We start from the raw sequence: 26,462 nt of genomic DNA, 5'->3' as shown, positions 1-26,462 counted from the left end.
TCCAGGAGATGGCATACGATAATCGGAACATTTACTTTACAACACGATTTTCTACATACTCGATGCCATTTTCCACGTAGGACTCTAACACCAGCTGCTTTTTCTTGTTTACATAATAAAAATATGTTCTAGCTTCTCCTTCTATCTTGACGGAAACCATCCAATTTTTATCGCCTGATAAATTTGCGATGAAAGGCTCTGTCTTGTAAGACGTTTCGGGTTTTATATGTACTAAATAATTGGTTACAGAATTTTCTACTGTGATAAATTTAAATTGCACATAGCCGTACCCCAGACCAATTAGCAGCAGCATACCGAGCAGATATTTGCATATTTTCTTCATCATTCCCACTTTACCCCCACCACATCGCCAATACAAAAAAAGACCACATACTTACCATTCCGCCCGCAATGAAAGCGGCGGCTAAAAGGACGCTAAGCTTTTTCCACATACTCATGCCTATCACTAAAAGCAGCAATACATAGCTGCTCACTGTGACAAAGGTCAAATACGCAATCGGCCAGCCGGTATCAAATATGCCTTCCAAATAGTAGGCAAGTGACTGCGCGTAAATGCCGAGCAGACACCCCGTTACAAGCATCGCCCATAACACATATTGCTTTTTCATTCCCCCACCCCCTGCTTTCAACGAATTTTCTGCGCCAGCTCATGGAGGCGTTTCTTTGCTTCCGCTTCATCAAATGAGCTGTACCAGCGATAGTCATCTTCATCGAGGATACGGTAGTGCTGGCTGAACATATTTTGCTGCAGACGGAAGATGCCTTCCGCTTCCACTTCCCGCCACCATATCCGGCCGCCCATCGATTTTTGCTTTGGCAGCGTAATCTCCTCGTGAGCCAGTGTTTCGACGATTTCGATTGGATCCTCCCCGATTGTTGCCTGGAGAATTTCGCTGTGACGAAACAGCGTACATACCGCGATGACGGTTGTCCAGCCTGCAAGGATGCGCTCCTTTTCAATTTCTACTAACGTCTTTTTCGAAATACCGATGATCGTTGCCATTTTTTCCTGCGAATAGCCGCGCTCCACACGGATTAACCGCATCTTTCTAGAAATCAATTGGATGAATGATTCTCGATCCAACATCACCAACTCCTAACTAAATATTTTCATTTAGTGTAATTTTACACTAATGTTTACAGAAAGAAAAGAGAAAATTCCTTCCCCTGTTAATAGGCTGTTTTCGTTTGAAGGAGTAGAACAGTAAGATTGTTCAGTAAAAATCACATAGATTTCTTTACCGAAACCAGCTGTCCTTCATTTCGTCTATTTGTAATAATAAGGGGAAAATAAGTTCATTTGGAACAATCTTGACGATACGACTGGACGTATCGGGCAAGTATAAAAATAAGAAGAAGAAAATGAGAGGGAGATGAGAAATGATTGGTTTGCTTAATCTAGGCAGTCTGGTGCTTGGGCTCATTGCCTGGGTGCTTCCTGTTGTCATACTGATGCGGTCTAAACAGAACGGCCGCAAAAGCTGGATCGCTTTTTCTGTTTTGAGCCTCGGTGCCTGTGCCCTTTCGCTCTGTTTCCAGATTTTCTACAGCTATCATTTGGTAAAGATCGAGGATTGGTCGGCCCTTATGGATACAAACGGGGCTGTCGCTTTCGCAGCAGCAGTTCTGCTTACTGTTACTATTATTTTAAATGCTGTTTCCGCTCTTATTGTTTCCCGCGGAAGAATGGCGAAGTAATGGGTCATGGTTCACTGCTAAAACAAGCAAAGCGTATTTGAGAAAGGTATCTTAAATACGCTTATTCATTGTACATGCAATATAAATTATCTAATTTCCAACCTTTGATCCAACAAGCCACATCACTATATGCTCGATTCCATCTTGTAGTGATTTATTCAGAATAACTCCTCTTACTTTATATCGATTTTTTGAAAACTCTTGTTCAGTTCGTCTATTTTAATGAAATGTTGCTAAGACAATTATTTGAAATACCATTTAAAAGCATTCTTGTATAGGATTTTATCGGTAGCTTGTTCATCAAATAGCTGTTGAATCAATTCAATATCAGCCTGCTCAAAAGGTCTTTTTGCTCTTGTGGATGGTAGATCTGTTCCAAACATAAGGGCATCTGGATTAACATCGTAAATCGACTTTAATGCATGCTCAATATTCAACTCTACACGGCCAAAACCCGTCGCTTTTACGTGCACCCCTTTATCAACTAACTTTAACAGATGAGGCAGCCCTTCTTCAGATAATCCTAGGTGATCAATTGATATTGCCGGCAATTTTTCAATCGTTGATGCAATTTCGGGTAACTCTTTTGCATCGATATAAAGCTCGCTGTGCCAGCCTACTAAATCATGAACTCTTCTTGCAAAGTAGTCTAATTTCGATAAATCTTCCGAGCCGCCTCTTTTAATATTAAATCGTAATGCCTTTACACCATTTTTATTTAAATCTAAGATTTCTTCGTCCGTCACCGTAAAAGGTAATTGTGTTACACCGCAAAATGCTGGACCCATTTGCTTCAGTGCCTTTAATAAATAGGCTTGGTCAAATCCTTGGAATGACCCGGATACAATCGCTCCACCTAAAACATTTACATTTTCAGTCTCGTTTTGATAATCTTCTACCACATAACTTGGCGGCATATATCCCTGGTTTTCGATAATTGGAAAATCAAAATCAATAATATGAAAATGTGCATCAAAGATTCTCATTTCATCTCCTCCTTTTCTTTAACATATCAAACATGGGGCATAAAAAATAATAGTGGTTATTAATAAAAAAAACATAATTTTATCTTATGACATTAAACTTATATTTTTCCTGCAAATTTTTAAAATGTTGCTCAGCAATATGGCCTGTTTGTAGCTTTACAGCTACGTTTGATTAAAAACACCTCGCAAACCCACATCTTACACTAAATTAGAAGACCCCGTTTTGAAACAAGATGGATCAAAACGGGGTCTTTGTTTGTGTTACATTACACAGCTTATTTATGGAAATACCTACTTCTCCAAAAGTATACCTTGTAAAGAGAAGCGGTGTATTCCTGCATATTCCCTGCCTAATCCCATTTTCTAAACGATACTTCAATACGAAATTCATTTTCATGGACATCAGCAACCGCTTTTCCTCCTTGTTTGTGAACAAGTTGCTGAACAATATGTAGCCCTAATCCAAGCTGGGTACCAGTTCGACTAGGTTCCAGCCTGTATGTTCTATTAAAAATCTGTTGAAGTTCCGTAGCATTAACCTTCTCAACATCATTCACTGCCCTTACCCAAATATATTTTTCTTCCTCTACATAGGTAATCCTAAAATAACTTTTTGCATACGTTAAGGCATTCTGAATAATGTTGTTTACAATCCGAACAATTGCTTTATTATCAGCAAGAACAGGGGGAACAGTCCCTTCATCCAAGCTGACCTTTAATTGTTTTTTCTCAAAATCTTCATAGAACATGAGCATTGTGTCCACGACAATTTGATCTAGAAACTGCTTTTCCATGGTCAATTTCTTGTCCGAGGAATCGAGTTGTGAAAGTTCATAGAATAAATCAACAATCATCGTGAGATTATCAATCTTCTTTTGGATAATGGCTAAAAACTCTTTCCTTTCTGCTTCAGATATGGACGGATCTGTTAATAGCTCGGAGAATCCTTTGATGGATGTTAAAGGCGTTCTTAAATCATGGGAAATATTCGTGATTTCTCGCTTCAGCTCCATTTCCCTTACTTCTACAGATTGCTGATTCTGTTTGAATAGTTGAATAAGCTGGTTAATTTTCGAAGCAAATCGAGACAAGTTTTTATTATGCGTATTGGTGCGGACCAATTCATTTGTCCCGAAGTTTTCAATGATTTCCTCCAATTGTTTCGTCATCCTTCTGATATCCCAATGGACCAGCAGAAGCATACAGAGTACAACAATCAGCAGGAAAATCAACACTATCATCAACCAGCTGCTCACGTTCATTCATCCCTTCTCCATCAATCGATGTTTTGACTTCCGAAGCTTTTTGCTCCAATCAGCAAAGCAATCCCGGAAATGATGATGCCTACAATCCAATATTCGAAACCAAATTGGGGTGCTTCATTCACAAAGCTCATTAAGTTTTCATTGAGCAATGTACTTGGTGCATAATGGTATAACTCCTTTAAGCCTGAAATATCTCGGAAGACCCGCAGCAGGTTTCCGGATAATACAAAAATAAATATCAACATAATAATGATGTACCCTTCTCCTACCTTCAGCATTTTCAATGTATGGGTTAGGAAAAATCCACTCAGAACAAGCGGAGCCATATTCACACACACAATTAGAAAATTACTTACGGACTGATTACCACTTGTCAGCAGGTTTTCACCTAAGACCATCATTAAAATGATACCCACAACACAGAATAGTAAAAAGTAACCTAATGTCAAAATCAGCTTAGACCAGAAGATAATGCTTCTAGAAATGCCGAAAGAAACAGATTGCTTAATCAAAGACATATCTTTGCCAGTGAGAGCTGAATTAAAGAGAAATCCTAGTATGACAATCAACAATCCGCCGCTAATTGCATTTGAATAGAAAAATTTACTTGTGGCGTAAGGGAAATTCGGGTCAGACTTTCCAAATAAAATAAGGACGGCAGCAGCAGCGGCAATTAACAAATAACATATCAACGCTGTTACATAAGGTGCTTTTTTACGCAGTAGACGATAGCATTCGCTTTTCATATAATTAATCATTTTTGTCCCCCTCCACTAACCCTAAGAAGTATTCCTCTAGATTCAGTGATTCGATGCGAAACTCCTTCACCATCACTTTATTATCAACTAAGAGGCGATTGATATCACTGCCGCTTTCTACATGATTTTGGATAGTGATGGCTTGATTAGGAAGGACCTTAAACTGAATATCTGCATATGCTCGTTCTAATAGTTGTGCTGCTTTCACTGAATCATCAACAGTCAGCAGAATTTGTTTCCTGCTCTTCTCTTCCAGTGCCTCTATACTTAAATCATCCACGATTACCCCATTTTTGATAAACACAAAACGCGTTGCCAGCAATTTCAATTCCGTTAAAATATGACTAGAAATTAATATAGTTATTTGTTTTTCCTGATTGAGCTTCTTCAACAACTTGCGGATTTCCATAATTCCTTCCACATCCAACCCATTGATAGGCTCATCAAGCACTAAACAGTCGGGGCTGCTTAAAAGACAAAGGGCAATGCCTAATCGCTGCTTCATCCCCATAGAATAATCTCTAAACCGTTTTTTCTTTTCATTTGCCAGCCCGACAATCTCAAGGACTTCGTAAATGCGTTTCTTGTCAACGACGCCGCGTTGAATCTGGAAATATTCCAGATTTCGAGCTGCCGTAAAATCCGGAAAAAATGCAGGTGTTTCAATCATAAAACCCATTCTTTTTTTCGCAAGCTCGATCTCTTTGCCGGATTTGCCAAATAGCTGAATCTCTCCAGATGTCGGCATGATTTGTCCTGAGATAATTTTAAAGAGTGTGGATTTCCCCGCACCGTTTTTTCCAATTATTGCACAAATTTCTCCTTTTTCTAATGAGAAATCAAGCGGTTTAATGACCTCTTGTTCCTTGAATTTTTTCGTCAATTGATACGTTTGTATAATGGTGTCCACCTTTTTTCGACTCCTTCATTAAATTTCTTGATGTTTTCAGTCTAGCTTAGAGGTCTTTAAAATCCTTTAAGCAAAACATAAAGAATTCATAAAGAAATCAAACAAACATGAAACCTACTCCCCAAATAGTCTTTATATATTCTTCAGTTGTGATTTCTGAAATTTTCTTGCGGAGATTGGAGACGTGAACACTGATTGTATTATCATCACCATAATAGGTCCCCGTCCATATACTTTCATAGATTTCCTTTTTCGAAAGCGCACGCTCCGGATTGTTTAGGAAAAATGTTAAAATATCAAACTCGGCATTCGTCAACTGCAGCTCTTTCCCGTTTAAAGTGACAGACCTTTTTTCTATGTTCAATTTAAGCCCTCGCCACCCGATTTTCGTTGGCTGCATCGGCTGAAAACCTGCTTTTCGTAATTGAACTTCTATTCGAGCCATTACTTCTTCATGATGAAACGGTTTGGTTATGTAATCGTCCGCCCCCATTTTCAATAGTTGCACTTTGTTCTCTATATCAACTTTGGCTGAAATTACAATGATCGGAATCATACTCTTTTCTCTAATCTCTTTTATAAGTTCCTCCCCGCTTTTCCCCGGGAGCATCAAATCCAATAAAATTAAATGAAACGAATTATTTTGTAACTGCAGCAAACCTTCTGTACCGGAATAAGCCGTAACCGGTTCCATCTGGGATTTCTCCACAATAACACTTAGTAGTCTACTAATCTCCTGATCGTCTTCAACAATTAAAATTCTTTTACCCTCATACATAACATCACCCATTTTTTGAAATGTAGCATTTTATACTATTATTAATTATATCCTAACTTTTAGGATAATATTGAACTTATAGTATTATATGTATTTATTCTTATTCCTAACAGCACTGCAAAGTTCCTCTTTAGAACAGAAGCTCTAGTAAACTGCGGACAATCGAAACTTTCTCACGTCAAAACAAATATTATCAGCTTTAATTTTCTATACAAATGACGGAACAAAGATTCATGCCATTACGGCTGACGATTCCATTCTTTTTCTTTGTTTTAGGCTTTGCTAAAGAATAATGTGGTTATTTGATTTGCTCGAATGGCTGTTCCATAAAAGATGGATTAAAATTGCCGAGAGCGAGTGGGTTTTAAAGGTGTTAGCGGACATCATTAACCATATCAGAAATCTCACCCGAAGAGATCATCCTAACTGCATGAAAGCAGATGGATTTTGGACTTTTTGAAGTATAGTAAAAAAGGAAAGCAGGAAGTTCAATGTTCCATTAAAGAACAGGTTAATTCAATAATCGGAAGGAAAAAGGGAGATAGAAAAGGAACTATTTCATATACCAGATTAAATAAAGGAGAGAAGGCTATGAGTAAATCATTTATTGAACAAGTACATTACATTAGAATTCCTGTAAAAGATGTAGAACTGTCTGCACAATGGTATAGAGATGTATTAGGACTTCAGTTACTAAATATCACTGAGGAACTTGCAGTTTTAAAAGTAAACGAAGGACCTTTCTTACTGATCTTAGTTCCTACCGAAGATGAAACATTTGCACATTTTACAATTGATAATAAACAAGAATTCAGCATTGGCTTTACAAGTCCGGAATTATCTAAATTTCATCAACACTTACTTGATAATCAAGTTAAGGTCGAGGAGATAAAAGAAGATAATGGTCATGCCTATTTCCACTTTTATGACCCAAATGGTAATAAACTTCAAGTACACTGGTAAGATGATAATAAACAAATTACCTTATTTCATTAATAGGTGCTTTAAGGAACGGGAACGTCCAGATCGGACATTCCCCTATTTTTTTGTCTTGCCTCTACCCATTAAATGGATCACTCGAAGTAACCCAGCAATCCGAATGAATATTGGAGCAAATTTTAAGAATTTTACCTCTCTCGGCTATCATCGCGAAGGGGTTATTTTCTATCCAAATTCATTACCGTTTCTAGCTACACCTTTAAAGAAAAAAGACGCATTTCTTATTAAAGAAGGTACTGCACCCCAAAAGTTAGAGTAAAAAACTAACTTTTGGGGTGATTTTTATGACTAAATATAGCGAAGAATTTAAATTGATGGTGGTTCAAGAATATTTAAGTGGCTCTCTAGGATATCGAGCGATAGCGAAGAAATATGGTATAGATGATTCTCCATTAAGGAGATGGGTACGTGCTTATCAAGCGTTTGGGCGTAACGGATTATCCGTTAAGAAAACGAAGCAGTTTTATTCTGTTCAATTTAAATTAGATGTATTAAACTTTATGAAACGAACAGGTGCTTCCTATCAAGATACTGCGATTCACTTTAACTTGAATGATCCAACTTTAGTTGCCAGTTGGTATCATCGGTTTTCAAAAGAAGGGATAGAGGGCCTGCAAAAAAAATCAAAGGGGCACCCGTCTATGTCTAAGAAACAAAAACCAACAGCGAATAACCAAGAAAAAACCATGTCACGTGAGGAGCAGCTAGAACGTGAAAATGAACTGCTTCGTTTAGAGGTGGCCTATTTAAAAAAGTTGAAGGCTTTTCGAGAGAATCCGAATGCCCTCCTCGAAAAGTACAAGCAGCCATCGCCTTCGAACTTAAACAAGAAGGATTTCGATTAAAAGATGTCTTAAAACAAGTGGGTATTCCAGAAGCAACCTATCATTATCAAATGAAACAAATGAAACAAGCAAATTCGAACGAAAAGTGGGAAACATTGATTTTAGAGACCTTTGAAAAGCATGAAGGCCGATATGGCTACCGTCGTATTCATGCGGAATTAAGAGCGCAGGGGTACATAATTAATCATAAAAAAGTACAACGGATTATGAAAAAGCTAGGATTGAAATGTGTAAAATTTGTCCGTAAATCACGCTATAAATCCTACAAAGGAATGGTTGGGAAAGTCGCTAAAAACCTTTTGAATCGTAGATTCAGCACACCGTATGCCCTTCAAAAATTGGTGACTGATGTAACCGAATTTAAATGTACAAATAATGAGAAATTATATTTAAGCCCGATCATGGACTTATATAACGGTGAGATTATTGGGTTTAGTATGTCAAAACGGCCGAGCCTAGATTTTGTGTTAGAGTCACTTAAACAAGCACTTCCAATCATTCAGAAGCGTGCCGCATATCGGACAACGATTCACTCCGATCAAGGATGGCACTATCAACACAATACGTGGGTGAAAACAGTAAGGCAGAACAAGATTTTCCAAAGCATGTCTCGTAAAGCAACATGCGCAGACAATGCGGCCATGGAGAACTTCTTCAGCATACTAAAACAGGAAATGTATTATGGGGAACAATTAATCTCTTACGCAGCATTACAAAAGAAAATAGAAAAGTATATCAATTATTATAATAACGATCGTATTAAACAAAAACTGGCCGGCATGAGTCCGGTAAATTACCGAATACACGCCAGCCAATTAGCTGCATAATAAAAACTCTAACTTTAAGGGGTCACTACCGAAACGCGGCCGATTGTTGAATAATTATTGAGACAGTCATTAAGCTAAACTTAATTCGTATTGGTAAAACTTCGAATCTTTTTCATACCCATTTCTTTCATATAGCCTTTGAGCAGTATAATTATCTGGTGCTGTACTTAGGCTAATGCTTTTAGCCCCCGTTTCAATAGCGTACGCTTTTACATTTTGTAAGAGCATCTCTGCTATTCCCTGTTTTCTGGCTTCTGCTGCTACATACAAGTCATTCAGTATCCATGCCTTTTTCATAGATATCGAGGAAAACGTAGGATACAGTTGAGTAAAACCTACATACCCATGTTTGTTTTTAACAACGAATATCACAGAATCCTTGTTTTCTAAACGTTCTTTTATATAAGCATTAGCACCTTCTAAATCCGATGTTTGCTGGTAAAACAGACGGTACAAGTTAAATAAATTGGATACCCCTTCTAAATCTTCAATCGCAGCTTGATATATTTCCATTTTAATACCCTCCCGACTAGCTATATTTAATATAGCCGATAAACTTACAGATTTTTACATAAACTTAAAAACCATATTCCAGTCAATGGCCTTTCCATGAAGATGAGCACAATCCTTTTTTGAAGAAACACGCGCGATTATTGAAGTTTATGATGAAAGAAAATTTCCTGTTTAATAAGAAGTGACGTTTATTTGTATTTTTGCATATTTTTCTTCATAAGAGATGCAATTTGGAGATTATGTTGATCAGAAGTGTTTTCTAGATGCTTAATAACTAGTTCTTGACGTTCTACAGAATGGTTTTGACTCAACTTAGCTTTTGCTTCAATTTTTGTTATGTTTACTTTGAATGCTACAATCCCTTTATTCATTCCTTCGATAAATTTTGAGTCGACATCTTTTAAATTGTATGAGCTATCTGCTCTTTCATATTTATTTACCATGTCGTCTAACGAATTGAATACTACGTTTGGATTTTCCACAATCTCCATCTTCCCGTATAGATGGATAGATACATAATTCCAGGTTGGAACTGCTTTGGATGTCTCGTACCAAGACGGTGAAATATAGCAGTGAGGACCTTGAAACACTACAAGGACCTGTTGGTTTTCAATATCCTTCCATTGTTCATTTTGACGTGCAAAATGACCATATAAAACATTCTCAGATTTATTTAGCGTGAGCGGCAGATGGGTAGCGTAAGGTTCTCCATTATGCTGAGAAAATAAAGTCGCAAAACTGTATTTTTCGATAAAATCATAAATTAATTCTTCATCAGTCACTTGAAAATGTTTAGGGATATACAAATGATAACGCCTCCTTAATTGTCTCAATAATTACGTTAATACGGAAAATTTGAAAATAAAGCTCCGCTATCAAATAGTCTACAATGCAATCTGACATCTAAAAAGGTACAATTATAAGAAATAATACATGTCAAAGGTGGCTGTAAATGCATAATACGATTTTTGCTTTTAAAGAAGGTACGCCGAAATATAAACAAATTTACGATCAGTTTAAATTATTTATTGAGAGAGGCGACATTCCAGCGAATGATCCACTCCCTTCTATCCGCCAACTTGCAGATTCCCTTCAAGTAAGCCGTAATACAACACTTAGTGCATATGAGCAGCTTGTAGCAGAGGGCTATATCCGTGGGGAAGGGAGAAAAGGATATTTTGTTAATGAAGTAGAACCGCTTTTGCTTCAAAACACGTCAATCCCTCCTAATCAAAAGAAATCAGCGTCGGACAGCCAAATCATCATTGATTTCCGGCCAGGAGCCGTAGATCAGCCCCATTTTCCCCTGCAAATTTGGAGGAGAATAGCAAATCAAGTTTTGACATTACAGGAGAGTTTTAGATATGGTCATCCTTTCGGGGAAGAATGCTTACGTGAACAGATTGCCGCCTACTTACTTCAATCTCGCGGGCTTAAAGCAGAACCAAGTGCCATTATCATCGGCAGTAGTACGCAGCAAATGTTGATTTATCTTGGACAAATTCTGAAGGAGGGGTTTCCTAGCATTATTGTGGAAAATCCTGGGTATGACGGGGCCAAGGAAGCTTTTCTATTTCATCGTTTCATGCTTGAGACTTTACCAGTTTATGAAACAGGTACTGACTTTTCAACATTAGAACAAATGGTGTCACGCTTAATTTATGTAACCCCCTCCCATCAAAGTCCCATCGGCGTTAGTATGTCAATTCAAGAAAGGCACATGCTTATTCACTGGGCAGACAACATACAAGGCTATATCATCGAAGACGATTATGATAGTGAATTCCGTTATACACAACAGCCATTCCCGGCTCTGGCTTCAATCGATTCAACTAGAGTTATATATCTAGGGAATTTCTCAAAGTCCTTTCTTCCGGGAATCCGGCTAAGCTATATGGTGCTGCCGCAGCCCCTCCTCAATCAGTATAAAAAACAATTTCTTCACTTTGAGAGCACTACTTCCCTTCTTAGCCAGCTTACAATGGCTAAATTTATGGAAGAAGGAGAATGGAACCGTCATATTAAACGAATGCGTCTTGTTTATAAGCGAAAAATGCAGTGCATCGTTTCAGAGTTAAGAAAACAGTTTCAGCAAACTATATCGATTATCGGGGAGCAATCCGGCTTGTACATACTCGCCAAGATCCATCTAAACCGTTCAGAAGAATGGCTGATCGAGCGCGCTTCCCTGCATGGAGTGAAAGTATATCCTACCTCCATCTATTTCATAAAAAATCACTTTGATGAACCAGCTATTAAGCTGGGATTTAGTAATCTGACTTGTGAGGAAATCCAGTTAGGGGTAGAGCTTTTGAAAAAAGCGTGGTCTCAATAAGTAGTTTAGTAGGACCGTGACTATGTACAGGTAGTTACGGTTCCACTTTTCATTGTAATATTAATAAAACTTTTTCCCGCCTATACTTTACTTTTACAAGAAGGGGTCCTCTGCAATCTGGCCCGATTGTTGAAAATGGCTTAGTTAGAATGATATAGTTTTTGCACAAATGCTCCCGGAGAATTTTAAACTCTACCTGTTTGCAGTGCTTTTACCCAATCTATTCTTCCATTTTTTTCACTTTGTTTGATAGCTGCATTTCGACTATAAGGAATAAGTATTTGCTCTATCATCCAGTCATCTTCTTTTTTTGTTACAATTGTATAATTTGCATAAGGAGAACCAGACTCCATTTTGTGATAGATTGGTAATTCATCTTCGTAGGCTGGTAACCCTACACTACCCGGATTAATAACTATTTTATTATTAGGCAAATATACAACTCTAGGTATATGGGTATGTGCACAAAAAATAATGTTCTGCGAAATTCCATTAACCAACTTCAAAATATCTTCTGTCTTCTTAAGCGTAGAGCCATTTGGACTCATTTCCTCTAATAAATACATTTCATCACTAGTGGGCGTACCGTGACAAAAATAAAAGTCTTCAGTTTGCAAAGAAAAGGGCAAATTAGAAATCCATTCTTTATGCTCTTCTTCCAATAAATTTTGAACATATTGTACTGTTGGATTTTTTGGATTGCTATCTAATAAGATTCTATCGCAATTGCCCCTAATATTTCGAATGTTCTCTTTTACTAATAATTTATAAGTTTCTATAGGAAAAAGTGGTCCATAAAAGCTGTCACCTAAATTATATATATCTTTAATGCCGCGATTTTTAATATCTAATAGAACTGCTTGTAATGCATCTATATTGCCATGAATGTCAGAAATAATAGCCGTCCTCACAATAAGAGCCCCCTTTATATCCTATACATCAACTATCTTTCTAAAGTAAGCACTCATTAACTTAAGTTTAAGGTTGGGTATCGCTTCAATTTTTCCCTATACGCTACTGGACCTTCAATCAGAAGAAATTCCCGTATAAAAACATCAAAATTCGAATATTTTTACTCTTAAGAAACACTTTTCCTTTCTCTTGAATAGCTCGCTCTTGAACTTAATGATACTGTTCAGTAGTTCAACAACATTCGTATTTAGGGAACACTGGGCTATTTAACGCTTGTGAAGTTCAAACAACAGCCCCTATAATTTTTGTCCAGTTTAGCGTTGACACTCCAAAGACCTCTCGTCTTCCCGCTTCTTCCGTACTTTCTCCTAATTCCATAAATCCGCCAGGAACGCCCCAAAGGTCGTTTTTTCTTTTTTGTAATAAAAGCTCTCCTTTTTCACTAACGACAGCTACCGCCACTCCAACTCATAGTAAAGGCTGCGTCCCTACAACCTTACGCAAATCTTCAATATAGCCCATATAGTCTCCTCCTTAAATATAGTTTCACACGTAACCGCCACTACTACTAGTCATCCTGCTGCTCTGTCATGTTTATATACAGCACACTGACTATGGATTATCTCAATGAAAACTCAGTCCTTCATATACCCTGTCTTTTTAAGCAGCTTCTCTGTTGTAGCATTCAGCTTTGGCAATGCGTCCAGCGGAAAATAGCCGAGTTCCAGGCTTTCTTCATCACTCTTTAGAGTACCTGATACGTTAGCTGCCTTAAAAATAGCGGTCACATTGTAAATTTCATCACCATGCGGAAATCGATAGTAATACTCCTTGCCGGATGCGATATCGAGCAGCTCCATCTCAAGCGCCACAAGGCCTGTTTCTTCCTGCAGCTCTCTTCCCGCGGTTTCTTCAAAGCTGTCGCCTAGTTCCATCCCACCGCCTGGAATTCCCCAGTCATTTGTATCTGACCGTAATTGAAGTAACAGCTCGTTTTGTTCATTTAGCACAATCACTGCCGATCCGGGCGCAATGATCGGTTTTGTGCCAACTACTTTTCGTAATGATTGAATGTAATTCACCGTATGTATCTCCTTTTGCTTCGTTATTCTAAACTAGTACGTTTCAATAGGATGCTATTTCTCTTGATCTTGAATGAATTGCTCGATCGCCTGTTGAAACTGAACCTTATTTTCAATATAAGGGTAATGGGGGGTTTCCATGATCCGTACAAATCCCCTCTGATACAGCGTTACTCCCCCATCTCAAGCCGCTCTTCTATCCGCTCTTTTACCTTTTCATGTGGATTCGTAAAAGTATCGTACCAGTCAAGATTGGTATCTAATAGCTGCTCTAAATCAGTGACAATGGCATTTATTTTTTGGACATTTGCATTGAACTCCTCCTGTTTTTCCTGTGAAAGGGCTCCGTCATGCTTATAGTCCGATATAAGCATAATCGTATTCGAAAGAAGCGAGTATACTTCCGGCAGCCCTTCATACGACTGAAGTTCTGAATATCTCAATGTAATATAAAGCTTATCCAGGCTGCCATACGTATCCCCCTCCGTGCTCAGCTCAGTCAATTTTTCATAATCCAGACCGCTCAACGCTGTAGCGATGTGCACCATATTAATATGATAGCCTCGTCCGATTTCCTTCTTTAAATCCCGCTGCGCGCCAAAATGATAGGCGTATAACATAATAAGCAAAACAGCTGCGAGCAGTAACTTGCCAATCAATCGTTTGTTCATATAAATGCTCCTTCCCCTAGTGCTTCTATGAGAGATATAGTAGCTTTCATTGTCTTTTTAGAACTACATGGCCGCACGAGCTTTCTTAAAAATTCATGAGCAATCGCTCTTGTACCCGTTTTTGAATTGCTTCGGTTGGCTCCACGAAAGCATAGTACCAGTCAATCTCACTGCCGAGCATGTCCTCTAACTCCATCACAATAAATCTCACTTTCCGTACGTTTGAATCAAACGCTGCCTGCTGTTTGTTTGTGAGTTCTCCGTTGATTTTATATTCCGATAAAAGCTTATTAATATCTTGGAGCAGCGACCTGATTTCCGGCTGTCCTTTGAAGGATTGGACATCTAAATACATCAACATAGAATACAAGTTATTCAGGCTGCCATATTCCGAATTGTCAGCTTCCATCTTTTCTACTATGTCATAATCCAGATTTTTGAACGTGTTAGATACGTTCACCATATTCACAAGATAGCCTCGCCCAATTTCCTTTTTCATCTCCTGCTGTACATTGAAATGATAGGCTTGTAGAGCGATAAAAACTGCTAGTACCCCTAAACCAAGGACAATCAACTGTTTTTTCATAGGCAGACCCATTCTCATAAGCTCTCCTTCTAGAGTAGTTTATTTTCCAAATTTATTCAATTAGAGGAATCTCTAGTCTGGTTTAGTGTATGCATTTATTGGACAAAAAATATAGCCCCTTCTTTTAATTGGCTTTATTTAAAAAAAAAGGCAATCCGTTATTATGAAATATTAATATGTTTTTATTTGATTAATATTTCATACGCCTAGCTAAGTATAGTAAGCTTCGCTATTACATAAAAACTGATATTTTCTTTTGAATAATGTTTTGGACCTAGTTTTTGCTCTTTTAAAATTTGTCTAGCTTCACTAGACGGCTGATTCTCAAAACATTGTCTAAGTACTCTCCAAAAAAGTTACTCATTACTGTGATTTTTCAAGAAAAATACGTGTATAAAATCATGAACATGCTCTTTCTTACAAATAGATTTCTTTGATAAATTACTTACTTGAATCGTTAAGGATAAAGTAGATTTATTTGCATACCTTACTTCCTTTTACATCTAATATTGATAAAATCTTGATTTTTTATTGGTATGCTCTATTCAGAAAAGGAAAGGAGTTAGTTAAAACATGAAGGATGAATATATTTTGCAAATAAAAAATCTTACAAAGACATACCGGAAGTCAGTTGTGCTAGATAATGTTTCTATAAATGTTAGGAAAAATACTATTTATGCACTTTTAGGACCAAATGGTGCCGGAAAATCTACAACATTAAAAATTATAGCTGGTTTGCTTAAGACTACTTCCGGTGAAGTGATCTTTAACGGAAAGCCTTGGAACAGAACTGATCTGATGGATATTGGATCTCTGATTGAACATGCTCCGCTTTATGGTAATTTAACTGCTGAAGAAAATTTAGATGTCATTACTACGATTTTGGGATTATCAAAAGAAAGAATTCAAGAAGTGCTGGAAATTGTAGGTTTAACAAATACAGGAAATAAAAGAGTTATGCATTTTTCAATGGGGATGAAGCAACGCCTAGGTATTGCGCTTGCTATTTTAAATCGCCCCAAGCTGTTAATCCTTGATGAACCAACGAATGGGTTAGATCCTATTGGTATACAAGAACTAAGAAAATTAATTGTCTCTTTTACACAGCAGAACATGACCGTCCTTTTATCAAGTCACTTATTATCCGAAGTACAACATTTAGCTGATGATATCGGCATCATCAGTAATGGCAAAATAGGCTACGAAGGGAAATATAATTCCCATAAAAATTTAGAGGAGCTATTTAGCGAGGTCATAGAAAATATTCAGACTTTGTAGGGGGATAACTAAATGTATTTATACGTAAAATCAGAAATATTGAAAACCAAACGAACTAATATAAGAAAGATTATATTTATTATCCCTCTACTATGTTCACTTCTTGCGCTGGGCTTTAATTCTCTTGGAGGCTTAGATATTTTAAAGCTATCTGCAGAAACAATCGTAAATCATTGGGGAATCATATGGGTGTCGGTTTTTATCGCCATTGCGGGAGGACTTTTAAATAGTCTTGAAAAAAAAGGTACCAGTTTTAAATCAATAGTCGGCCTACCCTTAAACCTGAAGAGAAAGGAACTAAGTAGAGTTTTATTGATTACAGGCTGTATGGCTATCGGTTCATTTTTTTTGATTATTTTACTACTCTTAACAAGTATATTGATTCGGACGACACCTCATTTAATTTCGGTTTCATCTTGTATATTAGCCATCATCTATACTTTTATTGTCACGTTATGGCAGATACCATTTTGTTTGTGGCTTTCGAGGAAAACAAATCTGTTTATCACTTTATTATTTAACACTATGTGTAACTTAAATTTAGGTTCTATCTTTGCTCCTACAGAAGATTGGTGGATGGTTCCATATAGCTGGCATTTGAGAGTGGTCATGCCAATAACAAAGTTACATTCTAATGGTATCCCCTTGCCGCAAAATGATGAACTCCTAAATGATTCGGTGATCCCTATTGCATTGTTCATAAGCCTTCTATTCTTTTTTATACTTACCTCTATAACGATGCAATCTTTCAAGAAACTGGAGGTGAAATAATGCAGCAATTCTATAGATGTATATGGGGAGAATTTAAAAAAAGAAGAAGGAGTTACTTTCCGCTACTACACTTACTTCTCCCTATTCTTTTATCTAGCATATTAGTGCTGTACTTTCTCTCTAGAAATATTCAACTGTACCCAGAAACCAGCTATAGGATTTTTTTCGAAATAATTGGTGTCAGTACACCTGTTGCCATATCTATTATATGTGGGATGGTTGCAGATGCAGAAAATGAAGCAAGCCATTTTTATAATATGCTTGGAGTTTTTCAGAGCAAAATTACTACCTTCTTAAGCCAAATAATCATGATGATATTTTCCTATGGCCTAGCTATCTTCACTACTATCTCAATTTATATATTGGGTTTAAAATTTATAGTTAATGTAGAGGAGGTTAATTTATCGCTTTACTATTTAACAGGGATCATTCATATAGCAGGCTCCATTTTTCAATACTTTTTCTATCATTACATTAGCTATAAGTATGGAATAGAAATTTCTGGTATATTAGGGTTTGGAGGCATGATAATTGCCGCTCTTTCTTTAACTACACTAGGCGATAAAATTTGGGTGTACCTTCCTTGGGCATGGGCTAACCGCTTTAGCGAATATTTAACAGACATTATTTTACCATTTAATACTTATATTCCAATAAACGGGATTTTTTCGTTTATGATCTTAACAATAGGAATCATTATTATTAGTATTATCTGGATTAGTAACTGGGAAGGAAGAAAAACAATAACTTAATACAATGGGAAGGAAATTTCACATGGCAAATATTTTAGCGATTGACGATGATCCAGCAATTTTAAGATTAATAAAAAAAATGTTGGAAATGAAAGATCACAGGGTCACTACTACCCAAACTATAAAAGATTTAACAATAGAGACTATGAATAAGCATGATCTTCTTCTATTAGATGTTATGATGCCTGAAGAAGATGGATTTGAAATTTGTATTAAAATCAGATCTTCAATTCATATTCCTATTATTTTCATGACAGCTAAAAGTGACGAATCATCTATAATTAAAGGATTATCTATCGGCGGGGATGATTATATTACAAAGCCATTTAGTATCCATGAAGTAAATGCCCGAATTGAAGCACATTTGAGAAGAGAAGCTAGACCAAAAAGAAAAACTCGAAGTGTATTTATCGATCATGATATTTTTATTGATTTAGAAGCAAAAAAAGTAATGTTCCAAGATGAGGAAATAACCTTTACAAAAACCCAATATAAAATTTGTGAATTGCTTGCATTACATAAAGGAAAAATCTTTTCCAAAGAAGATATTTATGAATCAGTCTATTCAATAGATAGTGATTCTCAATTTTCAACGATTGTTGAACATATTCGGGTCATACGAAAAAAATTTGCTCAATTTGGCTTAACCCCTATTAATACAGTGTGGGGAGTAGGATATATATGGGAGTAAAAAATACCTTATCCGTTTATTTTGCGAAATGGATAATAAAGATCATCTTGGTTGGTTTGCTTATTCTGCTATTCAATATCATATTTGTGACATGGGGCATCGGCCAACACCTTTTTCTTCCAGCAAACGCCCCTATTAAAAAAGCAGAAGAAATAAAAAATGAAATAGTGAAGACCGATACTATTGATTCCAGCCTTATTCCCTCTGAGTTAGATTTTGCAATTTTTGATAAACAGACAAACACGCTCATTGAAAGTAATATGAGTTCTAAAAATATCCAAAATGTAGAAAAAGCTTTTCTGAACGCTCGCACTACTGATGAACTCACTTCTTTTATAAAATATGAGACTCCATATGAAATGATATTAATCCATTACAATCTGAAAATCCAATTTGCAAATATTGAATTAAGAAGAGTTTTTCCTAATCCCGGAGTCTTGTTAGCCAGCTTCTCTATTTTGGTTTATGTAATCTATTTAATCTGGAATATAAGGAGTTTTTCTCATACGATTATCCAAGAAAATGAAAAACTAATTATAGTAACAAATAAAATTAAAGAAAGAGATTTGAACTTTGAATTTCCAAAAGTTCGGTTTACAGAATATACGAATGTCATGGAGGCAATGGAAAGCCTTTCAGAAGCGCTAGTTGAGTCGATACAAAAAGAAATACAAATTACTAACTCAAAGACGGAACAAATCAATTATTTAATACACGATATAAAAATCCCATTGACTATTATAAAAGGAAATACAGAATTATTAAAGTCTATGATAACAAATGATAATCTTCAGGAAAGCTTTTATGACATCATGAATTCTATTACACAAATTGAGCGATATATTCAGGATGTTATCGATATAAACTTAAATAATAAGCAAGTTGAGTTGATTGTGGAAGAAGTATCTGTTAATGATTTTTTACATACGTTAGCAGTTGGAGTTAAAAGCCTGGGCACTCATGTATTACTTGAAGATTATACAGAAAGAGATACAAACATTCTCATAGATCCCCCTCTATTTATCCGAGCTATAAATAATATCGTTCTAAATGGAATAGAAAGAACACCTGCGCATGAAAGATTGCAGATTAAAGTGACCCAAAGTCGAAATTTGATTCATTTCACCATCACCGATTATGGACCAGGTTTTTCAGAAGAATCTCTAAAAAAAGCAGCTGAGTTGTTCTATACAGAAAATAACGGACGCACGAGTAATAACCATTATGGCTTGGGATTAACCTTTGCTAAGAAGATAATTAATCAACATAATGGAAAAATTACACTCAAGAATACTCCTCAACATTCTGGTGAGGTTCTTGTGGAAATACCTATATATAAACATAAGTAATTTACAGGCTTTATTGTTAACCTCTCTAGGAGGTACTTACCTCGGTTTACTAAGCATGTATGAATTGTAATTATTAAAATCCTTTACTAACCTAAAGAAAGAAGGTATGAAATCTTAATTCATACCCTCTTTCCAACCTCTAATACAAACTTCTCTCACTTGTCGTCTTTTTAAAGACTACGCCTGTATCGAGTGCAGCGAAATGCTTTCTTCCGCATTTGATCTTCGCAAGCTCGGTCGGACGGATGTCTTCAGACGCTGTGCTGCCCTTCGTTTCCACAATGAAATACAGTCGTTCCTGGCCGAATTTTTCAAGCAGAATGGCCCAGTCCGGATTGTACGGTCCGAGCGGTGTTTTCACCTTGAACCAAGAAGGCAGCTTGATGTAGCTTTTCACGTTTTCATCCTGCTCGCATTCCTTCACAAACGCGCGCTCTACCTCGGAGTCCACAATGATGTGCTTAAACGGCGAGCGGTCGCCCTTTACTTCCACTGTATTGTCCTTATAGCTGATGAGCTCTTCTTGAAGAAACAGCTGCTGGTCATAGGCTTCCCCGCTTGGCAGCTTTTCGTATTTGACACCATCGACCATCGCCAGGCGTTTTGCTGCATTCAAAATACGTGCGGTCTGCATCATGTACAGCTGCGGGTTGCGTTTGAAGTCCGTCAGCGTGCCGCTTTCCTTTAGAATCGCGATAATTGTCTTTCGCGTGAGCTTCGTCTCATGCTGTAAATAGCTCACAATGTCAGGTACTTCCCGGTATTCTTGCTTAGACGCTTCAATACTAGTAACTGTTTGTTCTCCCGTATCAATTCCTGATGCGGCCTGTACGAGACTTGCCTTCATGTATTCCAGCTTTGCCAGTCTTACTTCAAGCTCATCGGCCAGTTTTTCAGCGGCACTGTGGATGAACTGTTCTGAATCAAACGATATGGAGTAGTTTGTTTTATATTTAATTTTCTCCCACAGCTCAAGGAACGGACCAGCAAGTGCCTCCTTTTTCACTTTGACAGAGACTCGCTCGTCCCGATTTTTAATATCGACCTTACTGCTGTCAAATTTCCGCTTGATTACTTCCAGTACCTTTTCCTTTACTCGTTCTCCAAGAGAGGTAAAACGTTCAGGCAGTTCAAACGTCCCTTCCTGAAGTGCCTTCGCTAATTTTTCTGTCCCTTTGCTGCGGTTATCGATATAACCGTTCTCGCACATATGGCGGACAAGCTCCGTTGAATGCTCGCGCCCAAGCGGCTTTTTGATGCCCGTGTGCTCTTCGATCTCCAGGATAATCGCACTGAATACCATATCATCAAACATGCCGAACTGAACGCCTTCCTCCTCATACTCGCGCTGCAGCCCTTTGGCGAAATCTTCATAGCTTTCATTTGCCATGACGGTCAGTGTGTTGACCTCAAAGCCCGGTACCCGTTCGCCTTGCTGATTGACGGCAATACGCAGGCCGCGGCCGATTTTCTGCCTTTTCGTTATCGTGTCCTTCGATTCAATGAGCGTGCAGATCTGAAAGACATTCGGGTTGTCCCAGCCTTCCTTCAGTGCCGAGTGGGAGAAGATAAAGCGCAGCTTGTTCGCCCTTTTTACCTGGCCTTTCTCTTCATCATAGAACGTCAGCAAGTCTTCCTTATCCTTCATGATGATTTGATACGTACTTTCATCCGCCTGCGTTTCGCCGCTTGTATTTTTCAATCTTCCCTTACCGTCCTGAGCGAAGTACCCGTCATGTATATCCACAGCAGGAATTGCTCGGTCCCGCAGCGAGCGGTATTTGTCCAGGCTGATCAGCTGTTCGTATTCCTCTTCAAATATGCGGGCGTACTCGCCTTTTAGCGGACTGCCTGCCTCATCATACTGACGGTAGTTTGCTACATTATCAAGGAAAAACAGGCTCAACACCTTGATGCCGAGCGGATTTAGTGTAAGCTCCTTGTTCAGGTGCTCCTCAATCGTTTTGCGGATTTGGGCACGCTTGATCTGCCGGTCGTTTTCCACCGATTCCCGCAGCCTGATGATAGACGGCTCGCCTGATAGCTCGATGTATTCATTGCCGGGCTCCGCGGAGATTTCCTTGACAAAGCCCAGCTTTTCATAGGTGGAAATTCGCTTCGATTTGATATACAAATCGTCGCCCTGCTTAAGCTTGATTTCCTTTTTTGTAATGTCTGTCTTGGACTTTTCGTACATTTCTACGGTTGCCGCAACAGCACTTTTTGTCGCTTTAATCGCCAGCAGCCGTATATATGCCTCGTTGCCGTCCGTATTGTGCCGAATGCCCGCTACCTCGATTTGCTTCACGAGCTTGTTCTCGTAAGCTTCTACCGGTCCTAACTTATAGAGCAGCGGGTAGTCCGTATTTTTATGTGTAGCCGAGTAGCGGAACGTAACAGCGGGATTTAATGCAGCAATCGCTTTTTTTGCATTATCCGTATTGTCCACGCTTTGCGGCTCATCGATGACAACAACCGGATTCGTCTCTGCAATGAGCTCGATGGGTGCAATACCGAACAAGGAGTCCATATCCTTACGGTAGATGATGTTCATATTGTCCTCGTTTTTACTGCTTTTCGAGAACGCCTGGATATTGATGACCATGATCTCAATCGATTCGCTCTGCGCAAAATCGCGGACTTCATTTAACCGCTTGCTGTCGTACATGAAGGAACGATAAATCAAACCGTTCAGCTGCGCTTTAAAGTAGTCCTTTGTTATTTCAAGTGTCTTCATGACACCTTCTTTTATGGCTACAGATGGGACGACAATAACAAACTTCGTGAAGCCGTACGACCGGTTTAATTCAAGAATCGTCTTTAAATAGACGAATGTCTTACCCGTCCCTGTTTCCATTTCAATATTAAACTGCGGAAACAGCTCCGGCAGCTCATCCGATACAGGGATTCCATTATCAATCTGGATTTGCTGGACATTCCGCAGCATGCGGGCACGGTCTTGTTCGACCCGGTTGCCGACTCCTTTTTCACCAAACAGCTTTCCTTGTCTGTCGTCTCCTGCAATCGTAAAGTCCGATTTGCGGATTTGCTGCCCTTCAAATAGTCGGATGACCGATTGAATGGCTTCTGTTTGGTACGTTAATTCATCAAATTGTATTTTCATGCTGCTCACCTCTAAATAGACAGCAGATTATCTTCTGGATAACCCGCATCCTTCAGATATTCATAGCAGTTCAGTTTTTCTGCATCATTGCCGCCAAAGCCTGCATCCTTGAAGATCACAGAACCCATTCCAACCCCTGACTTCTTCTGCGCTTCAACAATCGCGGCTGCAATTTGCCGGTCAATGTGATCATCAAGGCAAATAAACAAACGTCCGTGTGCGACATTGTAGATATTCTTTCCGTCCACCTGGAACACAGCAACTGGACTTGTAAGCTCTATTCCATTCTTCAGCATCATTTCATAGACGATATCAAGCTCGGAGCGTCCCTCGACAAAGACCTCTTCAAACAGTTCTAGCTCGTCTGCAAGGTGATCAAAATCTGTATTCCAGTCACGGATATTCGACTTATCAAGCTTGAGCACCTTAAAGCCGGTATCGAGTTTTTCAGGATTCAGCTGGTCATTCCCTAATAATCCTGCATTTTTCACGCTTTCTATCATTGCTTCCTTTATTTTCTCTCCAGACCGGCGGATCCTCTCTTCGCCGATATCGCAGATCGTACTGTAGCCGTCCGCATTTTCCGCAAGCGGTTCAGGCAGCTGCACAAGAATGAAGCGGCGGTTTTTCCCATCCTCGGCATTTCGCTTCATCACTGCATGTGCTGTTGTGGCAGAGCCGGAAAAGAAGTCAAGGATGATTTCGTTTTCCTCTGTCACGACACGGTCAATTAAGTACTGAATCAGATTGACAGGCTTTGAATAATCAAATATATTCCCCATTCCGATACTATCGAGGAATTTTGAAGCTTGTGTACTCGAGTATTCCTCGATGATTCCAAGCGGCCGCTGTGTGCGGGTGATCAGATTACCGTCATTGTCCATCTTTAAATATTGCTTCGTGTATACTGTCCAGACGTCCTTTGAATCCTTTTGGATAACGATGAAATCATTTTCAACACCCCATTTGAATTTCGCTTCAGACCAGCGCCAGCAAGCCTTTTTGCCATTGTTGTTGTCAGCCGGATAAACACTTGTCCCGTCCGGTGCTTGTATTGGATAATCGAGCGACTGGGAATACTGGATCGAACCCATGCCAAGCTTTTGCAGGTAATACGGCCCCCGTACACTTTCATGCTGATCCTTCAGTTTATAGCGGTCCTCATTGCTGATGGCCACCCCTGTTATATCAAGCTTTTCCACCGATTTCGCGTAGCAGACGATATACTCATGCTTAATACGGAACAGCCGTGAATCGGAGCTGCCGCCTCCCTCTTTGTTTGCCCACACGAGATTTGCAACAAAATTGTGCTGTCCGAAAATCTCGTCACACACTTTGATCAGGTTGCTCTGCTCATGGTCATCGATGCTGATAAAAATAACGCCGTCTTCCTTCAATAAATTACGGGCAAGCTTCAAACGCGGGTAAATCATATTCAGCCAGTCCGAATGGAAGCGTCCATTGCTTTCTGTATTCGTTGTCATGCGGTTGCCTTCCGAATCGACCTGCCCTGTCTGCTCCAGGTAGTTGTCGACCCCTTTAGAAAAATTGTCCTTATAAACGAAATCCTTGCCGGTATTGTACGGCGGATCAATATAAATCATTTTGATTTTGTTGTTATATGATTTTTGAAGAAGCTTGAGGACTTCGAGGTTATCCCCTTCGATATAAAGGTTTTGTGTTGTATCAAAATCCTTGCTCTTCTCTGGAAGCGGCCGCAGTGTTCCCTTTGACGGTTTTTGCGCACCAAGCAAAGCCTCTTTCTTGCCATTCCAGCTGAAGGAATAGCGCTCATTACCCTGTTCGACTGCTTCGCCAAGCAGCGTACGAAGCTGGTCAAAATCAATACGTCCATCTTCCGTTACGACTTCTGGAAACAGCTCGGCCAGCTTTCTGCTATTCGTTTTTGTGAAATCCGTAGATTCTCCGGCCATTTTATGATACATAGTCATTCTCCATTTCTATTGCTGAATTTCATTGACTGATCGGTTTCTTTTTCTATTAACCTACTAGAAAATATCTTTGAGAACGAGCCCCGCTGCACTCGCTTTATGTAAGTGTTTGTCCACTCTTCATTGTAGACAATTTTCGTTGTAAAAACAAAGTGGAATCTCTTCCAGTATAAGTGGGAGAAGCAGTCAGGCCATCTGTTGGGTAGATGGGGGATTTTTTAGTGGGGAGCATAGGAAAGAAGGCGAGCGTAAGACCGGCTAGAGAACAACAAGGGAAGAGGCTGAGGGATTTTATCGTTTGTAAACTCAAAAATAGCTTAACCAGTTCTTACGGAGGTTTTGGCTTTGCTGGCAAGCATATGGTATCACAGCCTCTAACTCGTTAGAAAAAGGAATCCTTCTCTTTTACAGCTACAACAATAATCGCAGCTAATATGAACAAAAAACCGGCGCTTGTCGTCCATTTTGAATCCTTTTCCTTTGGGATTCCTCTAATAACGAGCGAACAAAGCACTGAAATTAACAGGAAAGCAAGCGTGTTAAAATAGCCGGTGAATAGCATCGCAAGCATAATAACAAAGTAAACGGCTCCTACTGTCAGCATCATTTTGCACTACTCCTTCCTATAACCTACACACATCTTGGCGGACCGCCCATCCATCAGCCGGTCCTTTTCGTTTAAGTAAGCATTCACTTCCGAATGCGGTTCATTATATGTAACAAAAAAGGCTTCCCTCAGCAGGCGGAAAATCTTCCCACCATGCTTCAAAGCCTTTGCGAATTTCTTGAAAATTATTCAGCCATTATGAATCTGAGTCGAATAAACCGTTCAAGATTTTCTTCGGTTCCTTATAAAAGTTTCGCCATATAATATTCATCGGCGTAGGCTCCATCAATGAACAGTGAGTGCTTTTTTACTCCTTCCGTCTCATAACCCATCTTTTCATAAAGCTTGTACGCCTGTTCGTTCGTTGAGATCACCGTCAGCTCGACGCGGTGAATCTCCTTTTCCTTCGCCCAGCGATGGGCAAATTCAAACAGTGATTTCCCCACACCTTTCCCGCGGCTTTCGCTATGTACCCCTATCGCAACGCTTACTCTATGGGAAACACGTTTTGGCTTGACTTCTCCCTGCATAATCAGATAGCCGAGGATTTTGTCTTCTTCCACGGCAACAAACAGCTCAGAGTGTTCCTTTCCGTTCATTACATCGATGAACCGCTGGAATTGTTCGGCCGTCATTTCCCGTTCTCCGGGTCCATACATCATGAAATTTGACGCTTCCGCATCCTTCATCACTTCCACGATTTGTGCAGCGTCGTCACTTACTGCAGTCCTTACTTTCATCGTCTCCACTCC

28 protein-coding genes and 2 pseudogenes are annotated in these 26,462 nt (G+C 38.9%); 10 read left to right on the top strand and 20 right to left on the bottom strand.

Features of this window, described 5'->3' with window-relative positions; all coding sequences use genetic code 11:
- Positions 1-31 precede the first annotated feature (31 nt).
- The 3 genes from AA0Y26_RS08925 to AA0Y26_RS08915 are packed head-to-tail and all read right to left on the bottom strand — an operon-like array spanning position 32 to position 1,105.
- Positions 32-346, bottom strand: a complete 315-nt coding sequence (locus tag AA0Y26_RS08925; RefSeq protein WP_413367027.1) for a hypothetical protein — start codon at positions 344-346, stop codon at positions 32-34.
- 7 nt (positions 347-353) lie between these two features.
- Entirely contained in the window at positions 354-629 is a 276-nt protein-coding gene (locus AA0Y26_RS08920; protein WP_413367025.1) for a hypothetical protein, read from the bottom strand.
- Positions 630-646: 17 nt separating this feature from the next.
- The gene (locus AA0Y26_RS08915) at positions 647-1,105 is read right to left on the bottom strand and encodes a helix-turn-helix transcriptional regulator (protein ID WP_413368125.1); all 459 of its coding nucleotides are present in this window, start codon (positions 1,103-1,105) and stop codon (positions 647-649) included.
- 296 nt (positions 1,106-1,401) lie between these two features.
- On the opposite strand from AA0Y26_RS08915, the gene AA0Y26_RS08910 reads away from it, so the two are divergent.
- Positions 1,402-1,719 (top strand): hypothetical protein, encoded by a 318-nt coding sequence (locus tag AA0Y26_RS08910; RefSeq protein WP_413367023.1) that lies wholly within the window; start codon positions 1,402-1,404, stop codon positions 1,717-1,719.
- Positions 1,720-1,961: 242 nt separating this feature from the next.
- On the opposite strand, the gene AA0Y26_RS08905 is transcribed toward AA0Y26_RS08910, so the two are convergent.
- The 6 genes from AA0Y26_RS08905 to AA0Y26_RS08880 all read right to left on the bottom strand — a co-directional run bounded on the left by AA0Y26_RS08905 (position 1,962) and on the right by AA0Y26_RS08880 (position 6,428).
- Positions 1,962-2,705: an amidohydrolase family protein gene (locus tag AA0Y26_RS08905; protein ID WP_413367021.1), complete on the bottom strand. Its 744-nt coding sequence runs from the start codon at positions 2,703-2,705 to the stop codon at positions 1,962-1,964.
- 350 nt (positions 2,706-3,055) lie between these two features.
- Positions 3,056-3,874 carry a sensor histidine kinase gene (locus AA0Y26_RS08900; protein WP_413367019.1) on the bottom strand — a complete coding sequence of 273 codons (819 nt, stop codon included), beginning with the start codon at positions 3,872-3,874 and terminating at the stop codon, positions 3,056-3,058.
- On the bottom strand, positions 3,846-4,019 hold the full coding sequence (locus AA0Y26_RS08895; protein ID WP_413367017.1) for a hypothetical protein: 174 nt from the start codon (positions 4,017-4,019) through the stop codon (positions 3,846-3,848). The genes AA0Y26_RS08900 and AA0Y26_RS08895 overlap by 29 nt, the downstream gene beginning before the upstream one ends.
- A complete protein-coding gene (locus tag AA0Y26_RS08890; protein ID WP_413367015.1) occupies positions 3,982-4,728 on the bottom strand; it encodes an ABC transporter permease in 747 nt (248 codons plus the stop codon). Before AA0Y26_RS08890 ends, AA0Y26_RS08895 begins: the two co-directional genes overlap by 38 nt.
- A complete protein-coding gene (locus tag AA0Y26_RS08885) occupies positions 4,721-5,638 on the bottom strand; it encodes an ATP-binding cassette domain-containing protein (RefSeq protein WP_413367013.1) in 918 nt (305 codons plus the stop codon). The genes AA0Y26_RS08890 and AA0Y26_RS08885 overlap by 8 nt, the downstream gene beginning before the upstream one ends.
- Positions 5,639-5,735: 97 nt before the next feature.
- Complete coding sequence (locus AA0Y26_RS08880) at positions 5,736-6,428, bottom strand: response regulator transcription factor (protein ID WP_413367011.1); 693 nt, start codon at positions 6,426-6,428, stop codon at positions 5,736-5,738.
- Between the two features lie 579 nt (positions 6,429-7,007).
- Here AA0Y26_RS08880 and AA0Y26_RS08875 point away from each other — a divergent pair.
- The 3 genes and pseudogenes from AA0Y26_RS08875 to AA0Y26_RS08865 form a co-directional block, all read left to right on the top strand.
- On the top strand, positions 7,008-7,379 hold the full coding sequence (locus AA0Y26_RS08875) for a VOC family protein (RefSeq protein WP_413368123.1): 372 nt from the start codon (positions 7,008-7,010) through the stop codon (positions 7,377-7,379).
- 320 nt (positions 7,380-7,699) lie between these two features.
- Positions 7,700-8,260: a transposase gene (locus AA0Y26_RS08870; protein WP_413362014.1), complete on the top strand. Its 561-nt coding sequence runs from the start codon at positions 7,700-7,702 to the stop codon at positions 8,258-8,260.
- A pseudogene (locus AA0Y26_RS08865) lies at positions 8,221-9,087 on the top strand (IS3 family transposase); the annotation flags it as partial. The gene AA0Y26_RS08870 and the pseudogene AA0Y26_RS08865, both read left to right, overlap by 40 nt.
- A gap of 69 nt (positions 9,088-9,156) precedes the next feature.
- Here AA0Y26_RS08865 and AA0Y26_RS08860 read toward each other — a convergent pair.
- Together AA0Y26_RS08860 and AA0Y26_RS08855 are read right to left on the bottom strand one after the other, a co-directional pair.
- Complete coding sequence (locus tag AA0Y26_RS08860; RefSeq protein WP_413367009.1) at positions 9,157-9,600, bottom strand: GNAT family N-acetyltransferase; 444 nt, start codon at positions 9,598-9,600, stop codon at positions 9,157-9,159.
- A gap of 188 nt (positions 9,601-9,788) precedes the next feature.
- Positions 9,789-10,406 (bottom strand): FMN-binding negative transcriptional regulator, encoded by a 618-nt coding sequence (locus tag AA0Y26_RS08855; RefSeq protein WP_413367007.1) that lies wholly within the window; start codon positions 10,404-10,406, stop codon positions 9,789-9,791.
- Between the two features lie 146 nt (positions 10,407-10,552).
- On the opposite strand from AA0Y26_RS08855, the gene AA0Y26_RS08850 reads away from it, so the two are divergent.
- The gene (locus AA0Y26_RS08850; protein WP_413367005.1) at positions 10,553-11,935 is read left to right on the top strand and encodes a PLP-dependent aminotransferase family protein; all 1,383 of its coding nucleotides are present in this window, start codon (positions 10,553-10,555) and stop codon (positions 11,933-11,935) included.
- Between the two features lie 185 nt (positions 11,936-12,120).
- Here AA0Y26_RS08850 and AA0Y26_RS08845 read toward each other — a convergent pair whose 3' ends face one another.
- The 5 genes and pseudogenes from AA0Y26_RS08845 to AA0Y26_RS08825 all read right to left on the bottom strand — a co-directional run bounded on the left by AA0Y26_RS08845 (position 12,121) and on the right by AA0Y26_RS08825 (position 15,186).
- A complete protein-coding gene (locus AA0Y26_RS08845; protein WP_413367003.1) occupies positions 12,121-12,846 on the bottom strand; it encodes a metallophosphoesterase family protein in 726 nt (241 codons plus the stop codon).
- A 334-nt stretch (positions 12,847-13,180) separates the two neighbouring features.
- Positions 13,181-13,309: pseudogene (locus AA0Y26_RS08840) on the bottom strand (NUDIX domain-containing protein); the annotation flags it as partial.
- Between the two features lie 173 nt (positions 13,310-13,482).
- A complete protein-coding gene (locus AA0Y26_RS08835) occupies positions 13,483-13,929 on the bottom strand; it encodes an NUDIX hydrolase (protein WP_413367001.1) in 447 nt (148 codons plus the stop codon).
- A 170-nt stretch (positions 13,930-14,099) separates the two neighbouring features.
- Positions 14,100-14,600, bottom strand: a complete 501-nt coding sequence (locus tag AA0Y26_RS08830) for a hypothetical protein (protein WP_413366999.1) — start codon at positions 14,598-14,600, stop codon at positions 14,100-14,102.
- A gap of 85 nt (positions 14,601-14,685) precedes the next feature.
- On the bottom strand, positions 14,686-15,186 hold the full coding sequence (locus AA0Y26_RS08825) for a hypothetical protein (protein WP_413366997.1): 501 nt from the start codon (positions 15,184-15,186) through the stop codon (positions 14,686-14,688).
- A 573-nt stretch (positions 15,187-15,759) separates the two neighbouring features.
- On the opposite strand from AA0Y26_RS08825, the gene AA0Y26_RS08820 reads away from it, so the two are divergent.
- From AA0Y26_RS08820 to AA0Y26_RS08800, 5 genes are read left to right on the top strand one after another with little or no spacing between them, the layout of a single operon-like run.
- Positions 15,760-16,464: a lantibiotic protection ABC transporter ATP-binding protein gene (locus AA0Y26_RS08820; RefSeq protein ID WP_413366995.1), complete on the top strand. Its 705-nt coding sequence runs from the start codon at positions 15,760-15,762 to the stop codon at positions 16,462-16,464.
- Between the two features lie 12 nt (positions 16,465-16,476).
- Positions 16,477-17,235 carry a lantibiotic immunity ABC transporter MutE/EpiE family permease subunit gene (locus AA0Y26_RS08815; protein ID WP_413366993.1) on the top strand — a complete coding sequence of 253 codons (759 nt, stop codon included), beginning with the start codon at positions 16,477-16,479 and terminating at the stop codon, positions 17,233-17,235.
- The gene (locus AA0Y26_RS08810; protein WP_413366991.1) at positions 17,235-17,987 is read left to right on the top strand and encodes a lantibiotic immunity ABC transporter MutG family permease subunit; all 753 of its coding nucleotides are present in this window, start codon (positions 17,235-17,237) and stop codon (positions 17,985-17,987) included. Before AA0Y26_RS08815 ends, AA0Y26_RS08810 begins: the two co-directional genes overlap by 1 nt.
- Before the next feature lie 22 nt (positions 17,988-18,009).
- Positions 18,010-18,678, top strand: coding sequence for a response regulator transcription factor (locus AA0Y26_RS08805; protein WP_413366990.1), 669 nt, complete (start codon positions 18,010-18,012; stop codon positions 18,676-18,678).
- Positions 18,669-20,027, top strand: a complete 1,359-nt coding sequence (locus tag AA0Y26_RS08800; RefSeq protein WP_413366988.1) for a sensor histidine kinase — start codon at positions 18,669-18,671, stop codon at positions 20,025-20,027. The genes AA0Y26_RS08805 and AA0Y26_RS08800 overlap by 10 nt, the downstream gene beginning before the upstream one ends.
- Before the next feature lie 139 nt (positions 20,028-20,166).
- Here the strand turns inward: AA0Y26_RS08800 and AA0Y26_RS08795 are convergent, their stop codons facing one another.
- From AA0Y26_RS08795 to AA0Y26_RS08780, 4 genes are all read right to left on the bottom strand, one after another.
- Entirely contained in the window at positions 20,167-23,151 is a 2,985-nt protein-coding gene (locus tag AA0Y26_RS08795) for a DEAD/DEAH box helicase family protein (RefSeq protein WP_413366986.1), read from the bottom strand.
- Positions 23,152-23,162: 11 nt separating this feature from the next.
- Positions 23,163-25,097 carry a site-specific DNA-methyltransferase gene (locus tag AA0Y26_RS08790; RefSeq protein ID WP_413366984.1) on the bottom strand — a complete coding sequence of 645 codons (1,935 nt, stop codon included), beginning with the start codon at positions 25,095-25,097 and terminating at the stop codon, positions 23,163-23,165.
- Between the two features lie 388 nt (positions 25,098-25,485).
- On the bottom strand, positions 25,486-25,710 hold the full coding sequence (locus AA0Y26_RS08785) for a hypothetical protein (protein ID WP_413366982.1): 225 nt from the start codon (positions 25,708-25,710) through the stop codon (positions 25,486-25,488).
- Positions 25,711-25,952: 242 nt separating this feature from the next.
- A complete protein-coding gene (locus AA0Y26_RS08780) occupies positions 25,953-26,450 on the bottom strand; it encodes an N-acetyltransferase family protein (RefSeq protein WP_413366980.1) in 498 nt (165 codons plus the stop codon).
- Positions 26,451-26,462: the final 12 nt, after the last annotated feature.

Source organism: Lysinibacillus canaveralius, from assembly GCF_047301505.1.
In the GTDB taxonomy this organism is placed as follows: domain Bacteria; phylum Bacillota; class Bacilli; order Bacillales_A; family Planococcaceae; genus Lysinibacillus_B.
Note: the sequence above shows the minus strand (reverse complement) of the source record. Positions and strands in the feature narration are given on the sequence as shown.

What these genes read in the sequence shown, in the direction of transcription:
- AA0Y26_RS08925 (WP_413367027.1), bottom strand. Translation starts at nt 346, where the DNA reads ATGATGAAGAAAATATGCAAATATCTGCTCGGTATGCTGCTGCTAATT.
- AA0Y26_RS08920 (WP_413367025.1), bottom strand. Translation starts at nt 629, where the DNA reads ATGAAAAAGCAATATGTGTTATGGGCGATGCTTGTAACGGGGTGTCTG.
- AA0Y26_RS08910 (WP_413367023.1), top strand. Translation starts at nt 1,402, where the DNA reads ATGATTGGTTTGCTTAATCTAGGCAGTCTGGTGCTTGGGCTCATTGCC.
- AA0Y26_RS08905 (WP_413367021.1), bottom strand. Translation starts at nt 2,705, where the DNA reads ATGAGAATCTTTGATGCACATTTTCATATTATTGATTTTGATTTTCCA.
- AA0Y26_RS08900 (WP_413367019.1), bottom strand. Translation starts at nt 3,874, where the DNA reads ATGACGAAACAATTGGAGGAAATCATTGAAAACTTCGGGACAAATGAA.
- AA0Y26_RS08890 (WP_413367015.1), bottom strand. Translation starts at nt 4,728, where the DNA reads ATGATTAATTATATGAAAAGCGAATGCTATCGTCTACTGCGTAAAAAA.
- AA0Y26_RS08880 (WP_413367011.1), bottom strand. Translation starts at nt 6,428, where the DNA reads ATGGGTGATGTTATGTATGAGGGTAAAAGAATTTTAATTGTTGAAGAC.
- AA0Y26_RS08875 (WP_413368123.1), top strand. Translation starts at nt 7,008, where the DNA reads ATGAGTAAATCATTTATTGAACAAGTACATTACATTAGAATTCCTGTA.
- AA0Y26_RS08870 (WP_413362014.1), top strand. Translation starts at nt 7,700, where the DNA reads ATGACTAAATATAGCGAAGAATTTAAATTGATGGTGGTTCAAGAATAT.
- AA0Y26_RS08860 (WP_413367009.1), bottom strand. Translation starts at nt 9,600, where the DNA reads ATGGAAATATATCAAGCTGCGATTGAAGATTTAGAAGGGGTATCCAAT.
- AA0Y26_RS08850 (WP_413367005.1), top strand. Translation starts at nt 10,553, where the DNA reads ATGCATAATACGATTTTTGCTTTTAAAGAAGGTACGCCGAAATATAAA.
- AA0Y26_RS08830 (WP_413366999.1), bottom strand. Translation starts at nt 14,600, where the DNA reads ATGAACAAACGATTGATTGGCAAGTTACTGCTCGCAGCTGTTTTGCTT.
- AA0Y26_RS08825 (WP_413366997.1), bottom strand. Translation starts at nt 15,186, where the DNA reads ATGAAAAAACAGTTGATTGTCCTTGGTTTAGGGGTACTAGCAGTTTTT.
- AA0Y26_RS08820 (WP_413366995.1), top strand. Translation starts at nt 15,760, where the DNA reads ATGAAGGATGAATATATTTTGCAAATAAAAAATCTTACAAAGACATAC.
- AA0Y26_RS08815 (WP_413366993.1), top strand. Translation starts at nt 16,477, where the DNA reads ATGTATTTATACGTAAAATCAGAAATATTGAAAACCAAACGAACTAAT.
- AA0Y26_RS08810 (WP_413366991.1), top strand. Translation starts at nt 17,235, where the DNA reads ATGCAGCAATTCTATAGATGTATATGGGGAGAATTTAAAAAAAGAAGA.
- AA0Y26_RS08805 (WP_413366990.1), top strand. Translation starts at nt 18,010, where the DNA reads ATGGCAAATATTTTAGCGATTGACGATGATCCAGCAATTTTAAGATTA.
- AA0Y26_RS08800 (WP_413366988.1), top strand. Translation starts at nt 18,669, where the DNA reads ATGGGAGTAAAAAATACCTTATCCGTTTATTTTGCGAAATGGATAATA.
- AA0Y26_RS08795 (WP_413366986.1), bottom strand. Translation starts at nt 23,151, where the DNA reads ATGAAAATACAATTTGATGAATTAACGTACCAAACAGAAGCCATTCAA.
- AA0Y26_RS08790 (WP_413366984.1), bottom strand. Translation starts at nt 25,097, where the DNA reads ATGTATCATAAAATGGCCGGAGAATCTACGGATTTCACAAAAACGAAT.
- AA0Y26_RS08785 (WP_413366982.1), bottom strand. Translation starts at nt 25,710, where the DNA reads ATGATGCTGACAGTAGGAGCCGTTTACTTTGTTATTATGCTTGCGATG.
- AA0Y26_RS08780 (WP_413366980.1), bottom strand. Translation starts at nt 26,450, where the DNA reads ATGAAAGTAAGGACTGCAGTAAGTGACGACGCTGCACAAATCGTGGAA.